The sequence below is a fragment of the Metallumcola ferriviriculae genome (assembly GCF_035573695.1).
Taxonomy (GTDB): Bacteria; Bacillota; JADQBR01; order JADQBR01; family JADQBR01; genus Metallumcola; species Metallumcola ferriviriculae.
The window spans coordinates 3323215-3341615 of the sequence record NZ_CP121694.1; the positions used below are offsets into that span (position 1 = coordinate 3323215).

At 38.0% G+C, this 18401-nt stretch carries 19 protein-coding genes; 2 read left to right on the forward strand and 17 right to left on the reverse strand.

The window, feature by feature from the left end:
• Positions 1 to 151 precede the first annotated feature (151 nt).
• Positions 152 to 1699: a long-chain-fatty-acid--CoA ligase gene (locus tag MFMK1_RS16440; RefSeq protein WP_366922766.1), complete on the forward strand. Its 1548-nt coding sequence runs from the start codon at positions 152 to 154 to the stop codon at positions 1697 to 1699.
• 186 nt (positions 1700 to 1885) lie between these two features.
• On the opposite strand, the gene MFMK1_RS16445 is transcribed toward MFMK1_RS16440, so the two are convergent.
• From MFMK1_RS16445 to MFMK1_RS16515, 15 genes are all read right to left on the reverse strand, one after another.
• The gene (locus MFMK1_RS16445) at positions 1886 to 2092 is read right to left on the reverse strand and encodes a YwbE family protein (protein ID WP_366922767.1); all 207 of its coding nucleotides are present in this window, start codon (positions 2090 to 2092) and stop codon (positions 1886 to 1888) included.
• Between the two features lie 32 nt (positions 2093 to 2124).
• A complete protein-coding gene (locus tag MFMK1_RS16450; RefSeq protein WP_366922768.1) occupies positions 2125 to 2976 on the reverse strand; it encodes a transposase in 852 nt (283 codons plus the stop codon).
• 90 nt (positions 2977 to 3066) lie between these two features.
• Positions 3067 to 4032 carry a N(5)-(carboxyethyl)ornithine synthase gene (locus MFMK1_RS16455; protein ID WP_366922769.1) on the reverse strand — a complete coding sequence of 322 codons (966 nt, stop codon included), beginning with the start codon at positions 4030 to 4032 and terminating at the stop codon, positions 3067 to 3069.
• 19 nt (positions 4033 to 4051) lie between these two features.
• The gene (locus tag MFMK1_RS16460; RefSeq protein ID WP_366922770.1) at positions 4052 to 5182 is read right to left on the reverse strand and encodes an ATP-grasp domain-containing protein; all 1131 of its coding nucleotides are present in this window, start codon (positions 5180 to 5182) and stop codon (positions 4052 to 4054) included.
• 255 nt (positions 5183 to 5437) lie between these two features.
• A complete protein-coding gene (locus MFMK1_RS16465) occupies positions 5438 to 5719 on the reverse strand; it encodes a hypothetical protein (protein WP_366922771.1) in 282 nt (93 codons plus the stop codon).
• A gap of 157 nt (positions 5720 to 5876) precedes the next feature.
• The gene (locus tag MFMK1_RS16470) at positions 5877 to 7067 is read right to left on the reverse strand and encodes a M20 metallopeptidase family protein (protein WP_366922772.1); all 1191 of its coding nucleotides are present in this window, start codon (positions 7065 to 7067) and stop codon (positions 5877 to 5879) included.
• Between the two features lie 66 nt (positions 7068 to 7133).
• Positions 7134 to 8267, reverse strand: a complete 1134-nt coding sequence (locus tag MFMK1_RS16475; RefSeq protein WP_366922773.1) for an alanine dehydrogenase — start codon at positions 8265 to 8267, stop codon at positions 7134 to 7136.
• A gap of 264 nt (positions 8268 to 8531) precedes the next feature.
• Positions 8532 to 9287, reverse strand: coding sequence for a tRNA pseudouridine(38-40) synthase TruA (truA, locus tag MFMK1_RS16480; RefSeq protein WP_366922774.1), 756 nt, complete (start codon positions 9285 to 9287; stop codon positions 8532 to 8534).
• A 91-nt stretch (positions 9288 to 9378) separates the two neighbouring features.
• The gene (locus tag MFMK1_RS16485; RefSeq protein WP_366922775.1) at positions 9379 to 9903 is read right to left on the reverse strand and encodes a DUF5698 domain-containing protein; all 525 of its coding nucleotides are present in this window, start codon (positions 9901 to 9903) and stop codon (positions 9379 to 9381) included.
• Between the two features lie 280 nt (positions 9904 to 10183).
• On the reverse strand, positions 10184 to 11773 hold the full coding sequence (locus tag MFMK1_RS16490; protein ID WP_366922776.1) for an ABC-F family ATP-binding cassette domain-containing protein: 1590 nt from the start codon (positions 11771 to 11773) through the stop codon (positions 10184 to 10186).
• Positions 11774 to 12058: 285 nt separating this feature from the next.
• Positions 12059 to 12691: a flavodoxin family protein gene (locus MFMK1_RS16495; protein ID WP_366922777.1), complete on the reverse strand. Its 633-nt coding sequence runs from the start codon at positions 12689 to 12691 to the stop codon at positions 12059 to 12061.
• A 56-nt stretch (positions 12692 to 12747) separates the two neighbouring features.
• Positions 12748 to 14112, reverse strand: a complete 1365-nt coding sequence (locus tag MFMK1_RS16500; RefSeq protein ID WP_366922778.1) for a citrate/2-methylcitrate synthase — start codon at positions 14110 to 14112, stop codon at positions 12748 to 12750.
• Between the two features lie 201 nt (positions 14113 to 14313).
• Positions 14314 to 15561 carry a DUF4153 domain-containing protein gene (locus tag MFMK1_RS16505; RefSeq protein ID WP_366922779.1) on the reverse strand — a complete coding sequence of 416 codons (1248 nt, stop codon included), beginning with the start codon at positions 15559 to 15561 and terminating at the stop codon, positions 14314 to 14316.
• A gap of 70 nt (positions 15562 to 15631) precedes the next feature.
• Entirely contained in the window at positions 15632 to 15853 is a 222-nt protein-coding gene (locus MFMK1_RS16510; RefSeq protein WP_366922780.1) for a helix-turn-helix domain-containing protein, read from the reverse strand.
• 10 nt (positions 15854 to 15863) lie between these two features.
• Complete coding sequence (locus MFMK1_RS16515) at positions 15864 to 16343, reverse strand: DUF2975 domain-containing protein (protein ID WP_366922781.1); 480 nt, start codon at positions 16341 to 16343, stop codon at positions 15864 to 15866.
• A gap of 270 nt (positions 16344 to 16613) precedes the next feature.
• Here MFMK1_RS16515 and MFMK1_RS16520 point away from each other — a divergent pair, with 270 nt between their 5' ends.
• Positions 16614 to 17141, forward strand: coding sequence for a hypothetical protein (locus MFMK1_RS16520; protein WP_366922782.1), 528 nt, complete (start codon positions 16614 to 16616; stop codon positions 17139 to 17141).
• Positions 17142 to 17433: 292 nt separating this feature from the next.
• Here the strand turns inward: MFMK1_RS16520 and MFMK1_RS16525 are convergent, their stop codons facing one another.
• Both MFMK1_RS16525 and MFMK1_RS16530 read right to left on the reverse strand, forming a co-directional pair.
• On the reverse strand, positions 17434 to 17655 hold the full coding sequence (locus tag MFMK1_RS16525; RefSeq protein WP_366922783.1) for a YdbC family protein: 222 nt from the start codon (positions 17653 to 17655) through the stop codon (positions 17434 to 17436).
• A gap of 26 nt (positions 17656 to 17681) precedes the next feature.
• On the reverse strand, positions 17682 to 18395 hold the full coding sequence (locus tag MFMK1_RS16530; RefSeq protein ID WP_366922784.1) for a M48 family metallopeptidase: 714 nt from the start codon (positions 18393 to 18395) through the stop codon (positions 17682 to 17684).
• Between the last annotated feature and the right edge of the window lie 6 nt (positions 18396 to 18401).

Here is an 18401-nt window from a genome sequence, read left to right on the forward strand (position 1 = left end):
TTCTCCGTAAAAATTATTCTATCCTATCCGCCTTGCAACTAAGGCAGATTTTTCTACCTTCCACCTTACATATTTATCCATCTGGCGTTTTTTACTTTCATTTGGTGCTTACTTTGCAACACAATATAAAAAAGGACAGAGGAGGAAAAAAATGTACCCAACTTTAAAGGACATGTTTGAACAGACAGTTACCAAGTATCCTGACCGAGAAGCTCTGGTCTACCCACAGAAAAATCAGCGCTGGAGTTTTGAAACATTGAATGAAAAGGCCAACTGCTTGGCCAACTCATTTTTAAATGCCGGTTTACGAAAAGGTGATGTGGTATCAGTGTTTTTGTTCAACACCAGTGAATTTGTAGCCACCTATCTAGCCTGCATCAAGACCGGTATCCTATTCAATCCCATTAATTTTCGCCTGAGCGGTGAAGAATTGGCCTTTATTTTAAACGATGCGCAATCAAAAGCACTAATCTTCGAAGAAGCGGTGATACCCCAGGTAGAAAAGGCGAGAGAAAGAACAGATATTGCCCTCTACCTCTATACGGACGAAAATAACCAACCGCCTTGGGCCCAGTACTTCTATGACTTCATGGAAAGCGGCAGTGTTGCTACGCCGATTTCACAGCTAATTGACAGCGACCGCTACATTATCATGTATACCAGCGGTACAACAGGGAAGCCCAAAGGAGTAGTTCACCGGCATCGGGATATGATCGAACATACCCTGGCCATGTTGGCCTATTTACAAATCAGTCAAGAAGACCGCGGCTTGTCTGCAGCGCCACTGAATCACTCCGCCGAACTTCACTGCGTCCTCCTGCCTCGCATTAATATTGGTGCAACCTCCGTCTTGCTTCACCATTTTGAACCAAAAGCAGTGCTACAATGTATTCAAGATGAAAGAATCACCTTGATGTTCGGGGCCCCAACAATGTGGAACATGATGCTGCAGGAAAACCTATCACAATATGACCTATCTCACTTCAACAAAATACTTTACGGCGGGGCTGCCATGGCACCTGCTATGGTAATAAAATGCCAGGAAGCTTTCAATGCAGACCTTATCCAGGCCTACGGCATGACAGAAATGGGCCCCGCAGTAACAATGCTGATGCCCCAAGAACAACTACCAAAAGCAGGCTCAGCCGGGAAAGCAATCGTCAACCATGAGGTTAGAGTGGTAAGGCCCAAAGAAGGCAGCCCTTCAGACCCGGATGACCTTGTAGAACCAGGTGAAAAGGGCGAAATTGTCGTAAGGGGACCAGGCATAATGGAGCTTTATTATAACCGCCCTGATGACACAGAAAATGCGATGTACAAAGGTTGGTATCATTCAGGTGACATCGCTACCATTGACGAGGAAGGCTATATATGGGTCGCCGATAGGATAGATGACATGATCATTTCAGGCGGCGAAAACATCTACCCACGCGAAGTAGAGGATGTACTCTACGAACACCCGGATATAGTGGAATTGGCTGTTGTAGGATTGCCTGATGAAAACTGGGGGAAAGTAGTCACTGCATTCGTAGTGAGAAAAAACAACGACTTGTCATCTGAGGATCTGGACAAATACCTTTTAGGCAGCCAAAAACTTGCCAAATTCAAACGCCCTCGCCGCTACGAATTTGTAGATACACTGCCCAAGACAGCCAGTGGTAAAATCCAGAAGTTTGTACTCGTAGAAGATTATTCTTGATAGCCGTTTTTACGTTTTATAAGTGTTTTCTGCTTAACTCTTTAACCCTTTCAATTGGTGTAAAGTAATAAACAAGGCCTTTTCTTGGCACAATTTTTCTGACTCATAGGAACTCCTCCAGTATATGTTTGTTTTGTCCACTTACATCATAACTGGATCCTATGAGTCGTCATTTTCCCCTGCACTTTAATCACAAGAAGTGGTCTGTATTTCCTTAACCCTGCCTACAACTCCAGTCTCCAGCATCACTTTAATTCCATGGGGGTGAGTACGTGATTTGGTAAGGACTTTTTGAACTACGCCATCAGTTAATTTGCCAGAACGCTGGTCTTGTTTCTGTACAACCCGTACACTTATACCTACTTTTATATTTTCCCGCTCAGTTCCATTCATTACATCGTTCCCTCCTAGGGGTCAGGCTTGAATTATTCACTTATTCTCTCCTGGAATCTATGGATTATTTCTTGAACATAATCTGTTCTCTTGCTCACACCCGACTTTATCTTTGATATCATTGATAACGGTAAATTAAGCTTCTGAGCCAACAATGTATTTGTTACATCGCAATGCCTTTCGCTCAACAGCACTATCGCCTTTCGTATATCGGATACCTTCTGGATTCTTGTCTTTCTAATAATTTCATTAATACTCACTTTTTCTTGAAAACAGACTTTTTCTATTACCTCATCAATACTAATTCGCCCAAACTGTATCCCTCTGCCTGATTGAGATGGTATTTTCTCTTCAGGCTCGGATTCTCGAAAATCTCTAAGGGAAATTTCCTCCGATTTCTGTTCCATGAACTGCAAATATTCCTTTACTGCTTGCTTTCTATTCTCTGAAAACATCCTCAATATTTCATCCGTATCAGCTACTCCATCGTTTATTACACCGATATAGTTAGAATGACTGCTCCATTTATAATTTATACCTTTGCATATATTCGCTTTTGCGGGATTGTAGTGAATATATTTTATCAACTGCAGTAAGTAGTTTTCTTTGTTACAAAGCAATGCTTTATATCTTTGCTGAAATACATGCCCTGTCCTACCGTATCTACGGTTGAACCACTGGGTGTATACCTGCTGTATTCGCTGCATTATTTCGGATAATGGAGTATTATTTACCTGTATCAGCAGATGTGCGTGGTTATCCATAATACAGTATGCAAATAACTTGAAGAAGAACTGTTCCTTGTACTTGGACAGTCTCGTGATATATTCTCTTTTATGAAATTCCGCAGCAAATATTTTCTGCCCATTATTGCCTCGGACCATTACATGATATAAAGCTCCAGGATAATGGACTCGTGGCTTCCTCGCCATCATTTATCACCTGGATAATTATACCATTAATTAGTGAATAATTCAAGCCTGACCCCATCTGGCATTTATCTTTTCGTCAAGTATCACGCCATTCTTTATAATAATTGCATCTTTTATTGTATTATTACTTTCCATATTGCCCTCTATCATATCATCAATATATCTAACAACCTCATTACCAAATGCTTTTGATGCTGTACGATATACTATAGTTGGCGTATGGTCACCCACATAATGCAGGATGCCTTCAGAATAATACGCTGGATCCTCCATGGTTGTCGGGACACTACTTTCAATACAACCAGCCTTATCGCAACTAACGTCAATAATCATTGCATTTTTTTTCATTCGCTTTAGATCTTTATGATAAATTATGTGATCTTGCCTACTAGTATCCCATAAAACACAATTTACAATTACATCATAATCAGCAATCTCTTTCCTTAATAAACTTTCCATTTTTCTGTCATAGACCACTATTTCGGCTCCTAATGAAGACAATATTCTACTTGCTCCATGCGCAATATTTCCCCTGCCAATTATTGCAACTTTACATTCATAAGGCATGCTTCCATAGATTGTGAACGCATGCATGATAGCGGCTTCTCCTGCAAGTTCATTATTTCTCCAAAAAACATGTCTTCCGCTATCGTACATTTCCTCCCACGCTATTGCGGTTATAGATTTCTCAACTATTATATCAGTAATATCTCTATTTTGAACTGCATGTATATAACCAAAAATAACTTGATGGTCTTTTAACTCTGAAAGATAGTCTGCATCTCCTATCTTAGGATCGCAAATTATATCTTTTGTTATAATTTCCTCTTTGGGTAATATGTTAGCTCCTTGCTTAATATATTCATCATCTGCATATCCTATTTCTTCTCCATAACCTCTCTCAAAATATAGGTAGTTTTTGTTTTTAATTCTACTTATTTGTTCCGGCAGTAATGCTCGCCTTTTTTCATTTTCTTTTGTACTTAGTAAGAATCCCACAGATTTCATAATTTCCCTCTTTCCCTTTTTAGGACTGTTTCACAATCCAAGCTTTCATTAGCTCTTGCATCATAAGTTCTTGTAACCAAAAACGACCAGGCTCAAATATAAACACGCCATCATTCTCAGTATAGCGACCAGAAACACCATTTATCATAAGTTGTTCACAAGACTCAATCCCAATAAAGATAGATGTTTCAATAATATAATAATTTTCGTCTCGTTTGTCTTGAAGAAAGTCAACGGCCAGTAAATATGATTTCGGCAAACATTCTCGTGCCTTTTTGGCCAATACCATAACATCTTGTGGCAACATTTTTTTCTCAATAATACCAGAGCCAGAAGCTTTGTAATCACCATTATTAGGATAACGGTAATATCCGAAATACGAATTTCCAATCATAATGATGCGCAAATCAAAACCATAGTTAGGCACGAACTCTTGAAAATACACATAATCTTTTTGTCGCGTATAGGATTCATTGGTTTTCTGTCCAGACGAAAATATCTTATTGCACAATGCTTTTGCCTGTCGTTTATTTTTAATAAGATGGACGCCATTTGAGCTAGCACATGTTTTATCTTTTGAAATAAACGGGTATACACAATGCTCTATATAGTGCATAACTTCATCTTTAGAATGTGAAATGAAGGTTTTGATTGCAGGCAGATTATTTATCTCGAAAAGATATTGTTCCCTTACCTTGTCCTCATCCATCCATAAGGATTCACAAGTTGGTAAAATCATTTTCCCTAGATGATTTTGGATAATTTCCACCTTGTCTGCGGCTTCCCAATGCTTAGCGTAGGATGTCTCCGTGCGCCAAACTACAATGTCATATTTCATGCCTTCTTTTATAAAATCAGACTTGTTAATCTCGTATTCTTTATAAGGAATATTGTTCACTTTTAGAAAACGCTCGAATTTAGGCCAACTGGCATTATTTTCTAATTTAGCTTCGTTCTTCACAAGGCCTACAAATGGCTTTGAAACATTATCCGGCCAGTCCATATATAACTTTAGCGGGTTTTCAAGTTGCTCATTTTCAGGAATTACCCTACGAGATCCCATACTATCCCCTGATTTGGTAAACAAATTTAAAAAGCTAATCGGCTTTAGCGAATCGTATATTTTATTTCTGATACTTTTAACTCTCATCACAACCTCCATCTAGGTCGTCCGCTCCTCTGCTTTATATATTATAAATCACAGGCACTTACGATTCAGCCGGATATTTAGTGTCCTCGGCTAAATCGTAAGTGCCTGGAGTCAAGGTAATCCCACCAAACTTAGTGGGAGTGCTATTGACAGGCAGTATTCCGTCGACGCCCTTATCAAAATAAATTTGTGTGAATACCTTTTCCGCTAATAAATCTATTTGGCTTTGTTCTTCGGAATCTCACTATGCTAGATTTACTTTATATCACTTCTTAAATGGTCAATGGCGTATCTTTTCCTATTTCCTTCCTTTGGTAAAGACTCAATAACCTTTGCAATATCTTTTTCCTCAAGACTTTCCAAATACTCAATAAACACTGAAAGCCTTTCATATTCAGTAATAGAAAACAATACTGCATCCGGTTGGTTGTTTTTCAAAACAAATATTTTACCGAAACTTTCTGCCTTTTCCCTGCAAGTTTTATAGTTTTTTATCATTTCAGAGTTTGAAACGATTGCTTTTGTTGAAATATTCATTTAAGATATCCTCGCTTTTCTTTAATATATAAATATATTTTACCTTAATAAGAAAGGTTTGTAAACAAATAATTTATAATATCTTTCGAATTATATTTATAATTATTTTTTGAATTATATTTGTAACTCCTTTTATTTCTAAAGGAGAGTAACCCCATTAGCCTAAAAACTTTAATACTGTTCTAATATGCATAGCAACCCCTATTGATAAAGCATCTTCATCTATATCAAAATCTGAGCTATGATCCGAAAGTTCAATATTACTTTTGGGGTCCTTACAACCTAACCTCCAAAAAGCCCCTGGGACTTCTTGAACATAATAAGCAAAATCTTCAGCACCCAAACGAGGTTTTTGGATATTGATAATGTTTTCGCACCCAATAATTTCTTTAGCAGCACTTTCAACCAACTCCACCATTTCACTGTGATTATACAATGGAGGATATCCTCGGTTAATCTTTAGTATGAAATTACCTCCCATACTTTCTGTTATTCCTTCTAAGAGTTTTTTAATTTTACTTGATATTATATCGCTTAAACCAAGAGAAAATGTCCTTATTGTACCCGTCATATATACTTTATCGCTAATTATATTACTTTGCGTGCCACCATTTATCGTTCCTACAGTTAATAAGGCATTTTCAGTTGGATCTATTTGTCGGGTTATTACTGTTTGAAGACCATTTATCACTCTTGCTGAAATTATTATGGCATCAATACCTAGATGAGGAGTAGCTCCATGAGTTGATTTCCCATCAATTTCTATTTCAAATTCATTAGAAGAAGCATTCGAAATCCCATGTTTTACGCCGATTTTTCCTGTCTCAATATCTGATGCCATATGAAGTCCAAATATGGCATCAACTTTAGGGTTTTTTAAAACTCCTTCTTTAATCATAGGCGCTGCTCCACCTACTGTCTCCTCAGCAGGCTGAAATATAAATAATACATTACCTAGCAACTTATCTCTCATCTTGGACAAAATCATTGCTGTGCCCAAAAGAATAGCAGTATGTGCGTCATGTCCGCATGCATGCATTTTCCCTGATATCGTAGAAGCATATTCCACACCTTTTGCATCTTCTATAGGAAGAGCGTCTATGTCCGCTCTAAGCGCAATGGTTTTCCCCTTCATTTCCCCTTCTAGTAACCCTACTACACCAGTATTTGCAACATTTCTTTGAACTTTTATTCCCAGGTTTTCAAGGATGTCGCCAATTATTTTTGATGTTCTATGTTCCTCCATGCCTAATTCCGGATGCATGTGAAAATCTCTTCGTAGACTTATCAGATCGCTTTTTATGCTTTCTGTTAGTTCCAGTATGCTTCTATCTTTAATATAATCCAACCCGCTTCACCTCCTGTCTAGTTAAGTGCCACTGTTTAACCCACGTTTGGCCTTTATATTAGTAGTTCACTTCAAATCCTCACTAATGATTCCTAAAGCATCTTTAGGGTCTGTATACTCTAATGAAAATTTCATTGCCGTTTCTTTTAATGTTAATTTTCCTTTGTAAAAACACAAACCTTTTCTAAAATATTCGTTTTCACTTAAAGCTTTTTTTACTCCATTATTTGCTATCTTTAAAGCGTAGGGAAGTGTAATATTGCAAAGGGATTGGGTGGCGGTACGTGAAAAAGCTGCCGGGATATTATCCACTACATAATGTTGTATTCCTTCTTCTTCATACACAGGTTTTTCATGTGAAGTAGGCCTCGATGTTTCAATAGCTCCTTTTTCATCACAAGATACATCCACAATCAAAGATCCGGGTTTCATAAGTTTTAGATCATTTCTGTAAATTAAATGGCCCTTGGCATTTTTGTTCCACAATATACAGTTAATCATCACATCTGCTTCTTTTAATGTTTCTACTAGATTGCTTCTGCTGGAATGTAACAATTCTACATTTAAAGGCAGTTTAAACTTTGCTTCTTCTAATTTATCCATGTCTATATCCAAAATCACAACCCTATTTCCCATGGCGCTTGCTAGTTCCGCTGCACCCAGACCTGATCTCCCTGCACCGATGATGGCCACGGTGGGTGTTTTAACTCCATGAACCCTTGTAAGCATTAAGCCATTTCCTGAATGGATGCTCTGGGAAAAATTCAGGGCCGCTATAAATCCACCCTTTCCTGCAAGTTCACTCATGGGCTTTAAGAGAGGAAACATGCCGTCTTCATCTTCAATGTCTTCGTAGGAAATGGCCACCACTTTACTGTTTAACAAAACATCCGTCATTTCTTGATTTCCATTAGAATGCAAGTATGTAAAGATAATCAAATTTTCCTTCATATATGCATATTCTGGTGGTAGAATTTCTTTTACCTTATAGATCATTTCCGCCTTTTCATAAACATCAGCTGCATCTGTGATGATGGCACCCGCTTCCTTATATGCCTCATCAAAATAGCCGCTGCCTTTCCCTGCATTTTTTTCAATAAATACGTCATGGCCGCTTCTGACGAATTGTTCAACTCCCCTTGGCGTTAGCGCAACCCGGTATTCATTTTTTTTAATTTCTTTTGGCACTCCAATCCTCACGATAATCCCCCTTTTAATTTTATCTATATGTATAGCAATTTGTATGCAAATACATTAAGGTATTTTGTCCGTAGTTTTAATGAAAGCTATACTCTTTATTGTCCATTTTTTTCTTCTCTCCTGCTAAGTGTCGCTAATTATTGGCTTAGAAATTCAAAAGCACCCTTTTCGGGTGCTTAAGGTTATTGGACCAGCCAATAACCTTGCCTGTAGTCGGACTTACCGTCACAGATGGTTCTTTCCCATTGTAACTATAACCCCTTTTTAAGCTTTGGAGTTTGAATGGTACTCAATCTTTTCCAAGTACAACCCACATGCATCTGCAATACTACCAGCTTGGTTCCGTTCTCTTGAATTTATAATGCTCGGTATATCTTTACCCTCTACTTCATTTAACCCAACTTCTATCAACGTTCCAACAATTCTTCTAACCATATTATAAAGAAATCCATTGGCTCTCACCCTAACTTGCATAAAACCGGCATTTTCTTTTATATCAATAGAATTTATTTTACGTACCATGGACTTTTTCTTAGACTTGGCCTTTGAAAAAGCAGTAAAATCATGTTCACCTATAAAGTATGGACATGCTTTTTTCATTATCGTGATATTCAACGGTTTCTCAACATGCATACTGTACTTACGCATGAAGGGGTTTGTATATTCCTTATTCCAGATCTTATACAAATAGGTTATATCCTTGGCATTATACCGGGCATGAAAACTTTCAGGAACTAAGACAACCTCCTTAATGCTAATATCTTGAGGTAAATATTTATTCAAATAACTCTTGATTTCCAATTCAGTCAGCTTCTTACTGATCTTAAAATTGGCTGTTTGAGCTAGAGCATGTACACCGGCATCCGTTGTGATGCCTCCAATAACTTCGATTTTTGTCGCTGCCAGCTCTGATAGTACATTTTCTATTTTTCCTTGGATTGTATTTTCACCATTACCGAGCCGCTGCCAGCCCTTATATCGACCGCCATCGTATTGAATTGTCAACCTATAATTATTCATTGAGTTTTCTCCTTTTATCTTGGCATTTTATAGTTTATAAATACGGTTATTGCTAATATGTTTCCCATACTAAGACTTGCGAATCCTGCTTTTAACCTTCGCTACTGCATACCTTCCCGGAAACATTCGAAACTTCCTTAATCGTCATGGTTGGATTTTTACAATCAACACTTTCCAATACGACTTTAATGTTGCCAATATCTTTTCTTTTAGCCGTTACTTCTATAACATATCTCTTGTTCCCGTGGATCCCATAAGTGACCATGGTATTTACGGAGAATCCTGCTTCTCTTAACCGATCAGAGATAGTAATCATCCGATCCTTATCACTTACCATGATATCAGCCTCGATCAATCCTATAGCAATCTTTCCCTCGATTGCTCCCCCTAAGAAAACCCCAAGCATTTTTCCTACTGCAAAAGCCAATATATATAAATATTCGCCACCTGAAGTCACTTTAGTAATTACGGTCGCAAAGATAATAGCATCGACAAATACTATGATATAAACAGGTCTAAAATATTTTTTCGCTGTAAAAATAGTCTTCAGAGTTCCTATGGTATTACTTACAATCATAACTAAGACAACCAAAAGTAACTCTCCAAATAAATTCATTTTATTAACACCTCCTCTTAAATCTTGTAAATTTCTGCACATGCATTCGCATTTTTATATAAAAAGACCCCTCTTATCAATTAGAAGAGGAGCCGCTTTTTAACATACTTCTTCATTTTCGATAACTACATTTATTTGTAAATACTTCTAAAATAAAATTATAACATATAACTTTATAACATTCAAGAAAAAAAACAAGCCCTCACTCTTCAAGGCCTTGTTCATAAAAAATTCTATGCCTTTCTCCGTAAGAAAAGGGTACCCGTAATGCACTTAAACTTTAAGCATGCAAACGCTCCAGGTATTCATCATAAGTCATTTTCATGTCAATCACCCCGGAAGGTGTGATCTCAATAATTCTGTTAGCAATAGTTTGTATAAGTTGGTGGTCGTGAGAGATAAATAATACATTACTTGTATAATCCCTCAAACCATTATTCAGGGCAGTAATAGCTTCCAAATCTAAATGGTTTGTTGGCTGATCTAAGATCAATGCGTTGGCATTGCTTAACATCATCATGGAAAGAATACATCTCACCCTCTCCCCGCCAGACAGAACCTCTACTTTCTTTAATGCATCGTCCCCCGAAAAGAGCATCCGACCCAGGAAACCTCGCAAGTAGTTTTCCGACTGTTCCACGGAAAACTGACGCAGCCAATCAATTAGATTTAGGTCAACACCATCAAAAAATCCTGAGTTGTCCTTAGGAAAATAGCCCTTAGTAATGGTAACTCCCCACTTATAGGAACCGCCATCAGGCTCCATTTCACCGCTAATAATTTTAAATAACGTGGTATTAACAATCTCATTAGGTCCCACAAAGGCAATTTTATCCCCTTTGGTAACGGTAAAACTAACATTATCCAAAACCTTCTCTCCGTCGACGGTTTTAGTAAGGTTTGTCACCGTTAGAATATCATTTCCCACTTCCCTCTCTGGCTTAAAGCCAACGTATGGGAATTTTCTGCTGGATGGTTCAATATCGTCGAGGGTGATTTTCTCCAGCATTTTTTTCCGGGAGGTAGCCTGTTTAGACTTGGATGCATTAGCGCTAAACCGAGCGACAAATTCCTGTAGTTGCTTGATTTTCTCTTCTTTTTTCTTGTTTTGGTCCTTGGACATCTGTAGAGCTAATTGGCTGGACTCATACCAGAAATCATAATTGCCTACATATAGCTTGATTTTGCCGAAATCCACATCAGCTATATGAGTACAAACTTTGTTTAAGAAATGTCTATCATGGGATACCACGATAACTATACCGTCAAAGTTAATTAAGAACTCCTGCAGCCAGCTAATTGACTTGATGTCCAAGTTGTTGGTGGGTTCGTCTAAAATCAGGACTCCAGGCTTACCAAAAAGGGCTTGGGCTAGAAGCACCTTTACCTTTTCAGCGCCCTGTAATTCAACCATTTTTTTATCGTGAAGCTCAGTAGCAATACCTAAACCTTGCAAAAGGGCAGAAGCATCGGATTCGGCTTCCCAACCATCGATTTCAGCAAACTCACACTCCAATTCTGCCACTCGTATGCCTTCTTCATCACTAAAATCCGCTTTGGCGTAAAGGGCATCCTTCTCTGCCATAATTTCCCTCAATCTTGCGTTCCCCATAATGACAGTCTCTAATACTTGAATGTCATCATATTGATAATGATCCTGTTTTAAAACGGAAACACGAACATTTGAGGAAATACTAACTTCCCCAGTATTAGCTTCTATTTCCCCCGATAAAATCCTGAGAAAAGTACTTTTGCCGGAGCCATTAGCTCCAATGATACCATAGCAATTTCCTGGGGTGAACTTTAGATTAACATTCTCAAACAGCTTTTGCTCTCCGTACCTTAAGCCAACATTTGTTACTGTAATCACTTTATTACCTGCCTCTACTAAAATTTGATGACCTTGGGTATTATAACATAAGTTTAGATTAATTTCATTTGCCAGGAAGGCAGCAGTCAATATTAAATATAAAGTGACCATCCTTCAACTTGCTGGCGTATTAACTACTAAAAAAAGCCAGTTAGAGTGAGGTAATTTCACTCTAACTGGCACGCGATTTTTTTGCTCATCAGATGCGTATTTCGGCCGCATCCGGACACCCAGTTCGGAAACATCCAGATAGACACCAAAGAAGCTGTGCTTTAAGATAATCTTCTAACGAATAAAATTTGTAGCTACTTTGTTTTCTCTTTCCGGAGGCTCAACTGACCCGTTTCCGTTGTCAACTAATTTGAGGAGCCATGCCATATTTTTACCAAGGACTCTCATGATTTGCACTCCTTCTTCATCTTGTAACGCTTCACCAGGCCTGGTGCCGTGAATAACATTCCAATAATTTGAGGTTGGTATCATCATTTCGGAATAAGTAATATAGTGATTTAGTTGGTCAAAGGCCGGCAGCCCCCCTGAACGTCTTACAGCAACAATAGCTGCACCAACCTTATGTCTAAATATTCCGCCATTGTTACCAGCAACATAAAACGCCCTATCTAAGAAGGCTTTCATTGTGGCACCAATTGACGAATAATGCACAGGTGATCCTAGAATTATACCGTCCGCTTCTTTCATTTTTTGAATCCATTTGTTCACTTCATCATCCGCAATACACTTCTCATCTCTTTTCTTTCTGCATTGACCACATGCTAAACACCCTCTAATGGTCTTATTTCCTACATGAATAATTTCCGTTCCTATACCTTCTTTTTCTAGTTCTTCTGTAACTATTCTTGCTGCATGGTAAGTATTCCCTTCCTTATTCGGACTGCCGTTAAAAGCTACAACTTTCATTGATCTTTCCCCCTTAGAAAAATTATTTTGGCCGGGTCGGTTATCTCTTTTTGCTATTATTCTCTTTCCTCAATAGGGATAAATTCATTTAAATAGTCACCTACATAGATGGCTCGAGGCCGGAAAATACGGTTTTTCTTAAGATATTCAACTACATGGGCAGTCCAACCAGAAATACGAGATACAGCAAAAATGGGAGTATAGTATTCTGAGTCAATTCCCAAAGATTTATATACAATTCCAGAGTAAAAGTCAACATTGGGAAAAATCTTTTGCTCTTGACCCATATCCTCCTGGACCTCTGTTTCTATGCTTTTTGCAATATTGTACATTTCCTGCATTTGGGGCTTGTCATTTACCAGTAATTTTGCCATAGGCTCTAAAATCCTTGCCCTTGGATCATATGCCTTATAAACTCGATGGCCGAATCCCATTACTTTGCCATTTTCTTCCTTGAGTTTTTTATACCATGGCTTAACATTATCTACTGACTTGATTTCTTCTAAAGTTTTGACAACTTCTTCATTTGCACCACCATGTAATGGACCACTTAAAGCGGCAATACCTGCCCCTACCGAAGAGTATATATCGGATAAAGTAGAAGCTACAACCATTGTAGCAAAAGTACTAGCGTTAATACCATGTTCGGCGTGGAGAATAAGGCATATATCCATAACCCGCTCTTCCAAAGGCGTAGGTTTTTTCCCACTCATCATATACAATAAATTGGCGGCAAAGCCCAAATTCGGATCAGGCTCTAATGCTAGATGGCCAGCACGTAATCTAACAATGGCACCCATAATACTTGATAGTCCTGCTATGCATTGATAACAACTATCAACCAACTCTTCTTCATCACTTTCAAATTCATAAGTTGCCCTTTCTCCTCCTGTGGGCTCTATTTCCATGGAAATAGAATCTTCATCCGCAGAAATACCTCCATATAAGAGCTGTACCTGTTCCTCAATACGGTGACTTAGCTGCTGCCTCATTAATTCACTACCTAATCGTACAGAAGCCATAGGACTCATTTCTTCTATATTAAAACTGTCCAGTTGTCTAATAGTTTGGGGAATATTTCGATAAAGGTTAAGCTTTTGCTTAAAAGATACTAATTCATCTTTTGAAGGTAATTTTCCATGAAATAATAAATAAGACACTTCTTCAAAAGATGAATAAGCACAAAGATCAAAAATATCATAACCTTGATAAATTAACCACCCCTTTGAACCATTAACATAGCCAATCTTGGTATCACACACTATAGCTCCCTCAAGACCGGGACCAATAGTACAATTCATAGGCCATTTTACGTTTGGAGTGAATTCTGGCTTTGGTTCCCAACTGGTTTCTTGGTGAGCTTTTTCCTTAGCCTCTAATATCAATTGTGTTACTTGCTTTAAATCGTTATCTTTAACCATTTATGTACTCTCCTTTAAATATTTTCTATACGACGGCAACAACCTCACAACTTATCACTTATTATAATTTCTCTATATGGATGCGCTGTCCCTCTTTTAAATTAATTCCATTAAACCCTAATCCATATGCACATTAGATGTTTCTGCGTAAGCGCGACCCACTCACTAAATTAGGTTTGATATTACATTCACAGGGCCTTTCTAATAAAAAATTAAAGGAAAAGTAAATGTAACAAAAGCTGCCCAAAGTCCGTAGACCGGCAAATACTTAGTAACGGCATCTTGGATCGTTGAAGGTCCAGTTTTGTTTTGTAGAAAACGCATATAGGAGAGCATAATCCAAATTAGATTGGCCCAGATAAGTATGTTTACGCCTAAAACAGCAAGTCTGTTGGGCGTAATCCCATAAGAAGAAAGCCTGAACACTATGGCTGATAAAGCCACACTGTCAATGATAAGAGCAAGAACAATTAGGGCAAAATTTATATAATCAGAAATGTTCTTTTTCTCGTCTGTGCCGCTTTCTGTGATGGAGAATATGGTGACGGCCAATACACTAAGGAGTACTCCGTTGAAGGATATGAGGAAATTGCGGTCCAAGAATGGATTTTTCCCCACCCAAATAACCGTTATAAGATAGACCAACAATGTGGCCAGTACAAGAGGACTAAAAATTTTGGCTATATATGGTGCAATATTTTTAGCAAGTTTAAGGTTCCTTGATACCAGGTATGTGGCCACAATAGCGAGAGCGGCAGCACCAAATAAAACGACATTTCGAAAATAGAATTCTTCAATATCCATGCCGACAAATCCAAATAATTGCATGGTTAATGCCGCTAGCAGCATTCCGCTGATTGCCATGCTGGCGTAGAGTATGCAAAATTCCCCATTAAATTTGAGATAGGCTAATCTTGTGCTGCCTTTTGGATATTCATTTCCTGTAAATGCGAGCCCTAATAATACCCATAAGAAAATGGGAAGGTGTAGATAAGCTAGGATAATACTATCCTTTTGCTCTAGTGGCAGCATATTAAGATAAAATCCGGAGATTAGGAATAACGATGCAATGATGTAAAGAACATTTTTTTTGGGGGTATTATTGTAAACAAAATAGGCGGCAATAAAGGGAAGTATACCAAAAACAAGGTTAATGGGGGCTATTGCTTGCTGTTCGGCAAAATGCAAAATTATCCTGGTGCTTATCCCGGCCAGAATTGCTAAAATGCCCATGGATAAGAAATCTTTCTGAAGCAAGGAACCTTTTTCTGTATTTGCCGCCTCCTTGAAATGCAATCTTTCATACCAAACGGCAAGAACCTGCGAATCAGGGTTTTGTTCCCAGGCGTATGAGAATGACTTTTTAAAAGCTTCGGGGTCTTTTCTAAACATTCTCTCCAGCTCATGGGGGTTAGCAATATTTTCAATAATCAGTTTGTTAATGTCCATGGATATCCCTCCCCTAATAATTGTCATATTAAGTCCTACTTTCCTCCAAATGTTTATTAACCAAACTTTATTATCCTTGACGGTCTTCGTCACTTTTGTATTCTAAAATATCTCCGGGCTGACATTCTAAAGCCTTACAAATCGCCTCTAGAGTTGCTAATCGTATCGCTTTTGCCTTTCCATTTTTCAATATAGAAAGATTAGCCATCGTTATTCCAACCCTCCCCGAAAGTTCTGTTACGCTCATTTTCCTTTTAGCCAACATCACATCAATATTGATTATAATCGCCATTGTTTTCACCTCAAACCGTTAAATCATTTTCTGATTTTATATCGATAGCATTTTTTAATAGCTTTTGAAGAACAGCGGCAAAGACTGCGATGACCCAGCAACCAAAGATAATGATCATTCCGATTAGTATAATACCCGGGGCATCGTCTACCTCTGCCATGAGATATAAAAGTGGCATAAATATCACATACAAGGCACTGATGGTGATGGCACAGTATTTAATATTCTTTAAAGCCTTTACAGATAATTCCGAAAAAGCTTGGTTCTTGTCAATATAGCTTAAAAGTTTTAAAGTCTGGTACAATGCAACGAAAAATACTATCGCTGTTACATACAACCCGATTAAAAAGGGATATTGCAAAAAACCTAACGTTGGATTTAATTCTGCAAAATATTCAGCTATCCCAGGTAACAAAAATATACACAAAGCAAGGATAGGAAGTCCCATAAGAACAACAACGAACTTTAAAAAGAATGTTTCACGTTTCATAAAAAGCACCTCACTGATATATTGTTGATTTGATTTTAGCTCATATTTTATCGTTTTACAATATATTATTATCAAATCTAATTATATTTTTATTGTCCTGAAAGAGGTAGTATTGTTTTTAATGATTGAACCCATGCGAATTTTCAAAGAACAGTCTTAATACCTTGTAATATTGGCAAAACATTACTAAATCAATATCGGTTTCCCAAGAATAAAAGCGGACAGCATATGGAAAAATAAAATATTATAAAAATAAAGGAATGATAATCCATGTTCAAGATTAAAGACCGTATCCTATTAGGGACTGTGGCGGGTTTGGCTGGGGATATTGCTAAAAATGTTATCGATGAAATATCCCACAAGAATAAACTATCCCAACGTTCATTTCGCGAGACGGCAGCTGGTGTTTGGGTAAAGAAAAACAGTGAGGCTAAGTCTTTACAAGGTCAAATTCTTGGTGGTTTGCTTGATTTAGGCATGAGCATCGCGGGCGGTGTTGGCATAGTTTATTTGTTGACTGAGACAGGTAGAGATCGGCTTATTACCAAGGGGCTGATATCAGGGGTCGGATTGGGTTCAATGATTAACTTTATGATAGGTGCGCTGCCCCAAAACAAGATAAAGCCCACAGATGCCACCAGCAACTTATCCTACATGGTAAGTCATGCTGCTTATGGGCTCATAACAACTGCTATGGTAGCGAAACTTGGTCATCCTTCTTTATTTGACAAACAGCCAATCAATGACTATCTGGAACCAACGGAACTCACTACCGAGCAGCAAAGCCAAAAACAATAAAATAATTGATTGGCGAAGAACTGCGTGTGCTGTGTTCCAAATGGCAACAAAAAAAACGCCTTAAAGCGCATTTACTAAGCCTTTTCGGCGGTTATTACGTTATTTTCTTATTTAGCTTTTAAGGCCTTAAAATTGGTCTGCCTCCCGGTTTCCAAAAATTCACTTCATTCTTCGATATCACTTTCCTGCATAATATCGGAAAAAGTAACAGCTTCAATTTTCTCTGCCTTCCTGCCTTTGATATTGTACACGCTGCACCTCCTTAACTCGGACTAAGTGATTATAGGCTATGTTAAAACTCTAACTCATTCAGCAGGTCCCGTAGCTTCTTCAGTTCTTCCGCTGACAGGGTAACCCCTTTACCCATTTTGGCATGTTCCGGTGCCCAGTCACGCAGGTCGTACTTGGGAACCCGGTCATTCCAGCTGATTAGGTTCAATTCCTTTGACCAACCTTTAGACGACTCTGATAAGATACCAATCATCTGTTTGATTTCGTATTTAACTTCTGCCACTAAAATCATCTCCTTACTCAAATTTACTAAGACCACTTACTGCTTTCATATATCAAACCATTCAGCTCATCTCGAATGCTCCTCCAATTTGGAAGAAATTTATCCATATACGCTTTGAACCGATCATTATGACTTCTTTCTAATAAATGGACCATTTCATGAACAATAATAAACTCTAGACACCGAGGATTCGTCTTAGCGAGTTCTAAGTTTAACCAAATCCTTTGAGCCATTGTATTGCATGTGCCCCATCTGGTCTTCATCAGCTTAACGCCCCAATCTTTAACAGATACGCCAATGACTTCTTCCCATTTAATTATATATTCTGGAATTATGCTTTTAAGCTGTTCCCTATACCATGCTGTCATCACTTTTTCGCGTTTTTCTTTTGTACTGTTTGGCCTTATATATAAATCGATGTACTTCTTATTTCTTAACTCCACGTGTTGCTTGCCGGAAGTCTCCACGACATTTAACAAATACCTGGTTCCAAAAAAGTAATGGCTTTCCCCGGATAAAAATTTTCTGATAGATTGCCTATCCTGCAAATCAAACTTTCCTCTTTGTTTTTTGATCCATGACAGTTTAGATATAGCAAAAAGCTTTATTGCTTCTTCGTCCATTTTTTCAGGCACTGCCAGCCTAACTCGACCATCAGGTGGATGGACTGAAAGATTAATATTTTTTATTTTTTTCCTGATTACCTCAATAGCTATATTGCTTATCATTATACTATTCATTCTAAT

Coding starts and splice junctions, on each gene's coding strand:
- MFMK1_RS16440 (WP_366922766.1), top strand. CDS start 152: ATGTACCCAACTTTAAAGGACATGTTTGAACAGACAGTTACCAAGTAT.
- MFMK1_RS16445 (WP_366922767.1), bottom strand. CDS start 2,092: ATGAATGGAACTGAGCGGGAAAATATAAAAGTAGGTATAAGTGTACGG.
- MFMK1_RS16450 (WP_366922768.1), bottom strand. CDS start 2,976: ATGGTCCGAGGCAATAATGGGCAGAAAATATTTGCTGCGGAATTTCAT.
- MFMK1_RS16455 (WP_366922769.1), bottom strand. CDS start 4,032: ATGAAATCTGTGGGATTCTTACTAAGTACAAAAGAAAATGAAAAAAGG.
- MFMK1_RS16460 (WP_366922770.1), bottom strand. CDS start 5,182: ATGAGAGTTAAAAGTATCAGAAATAAAATATACGATTCGCTAAAGCCG.
- MFMK1_RS16465 (WP_366922771.1), bottom strand. CDS start 5,719: ATGAATATTTCAACAAAAGCAATCGTTTCAAACTCTGAAATGATAAAA.
- truA (WP_366922774.1), bottom strand. CDS start 9,287: ATGAATAATTATAGGTTGACAATTCAATACGATGGCGGTCGATATAAG.
- MFMK1_RS16485 (WP_366922775.1), bottom strand. CDS start 9,903: ATGAATTTATTTGGAGAGTTACTTTTGGTTGTCTTAGTTATGATTGTA.
- MFMK1_RS16495 (WP_366922777.1), bottom strand. CDS start 12,691: ATGAAAGTTGTAGCTTTTAACGGCAGTCCGAATAAGGAAGGGAATACT.
- MFMK1_RS16500 (WP_366922778.1), bottom strand. CDS start 14,112: ATGGTTAAAGATAACGATTTAAAGCAAGTAACACAATTGATATTAGAG.
- MFMK1_RS16505 (WP_366922779.1), bottom strand. CDS start 15,561: ATGGACATTAACAAACTGATTATTGAAAATATTGCTAACCCCCATGAG.
- MFMK1_RS16510 (WP_366922780.1), bottom strand. CDS start 15,853: ATGGCGATTATAATCAATATTGATGTGATGTTGGCTAAAAGGAAAATG.
- MFMK1_RS16515 (WP_366922781.1), bottom strand. CDS start 16,343: ATGAAACGTGAAACATTCTTTTTAAAGTTCGTTGTTGTTCTTATGGGA.
- MFMK1_RS16520 (WP_366922782.1), top strand. CDS start 16,614: ATGTTCAAGATTAAAGACCGTATCCTATTAGGGACTGTGGCGGGTTTG.
- MFMK1_RS16530 (WP_366922784.1), bottom strand. CDS start 18,395: ATGAATAGTATAATGATAAGCAATATAGCTATTGAGGTAATCAGGAAA.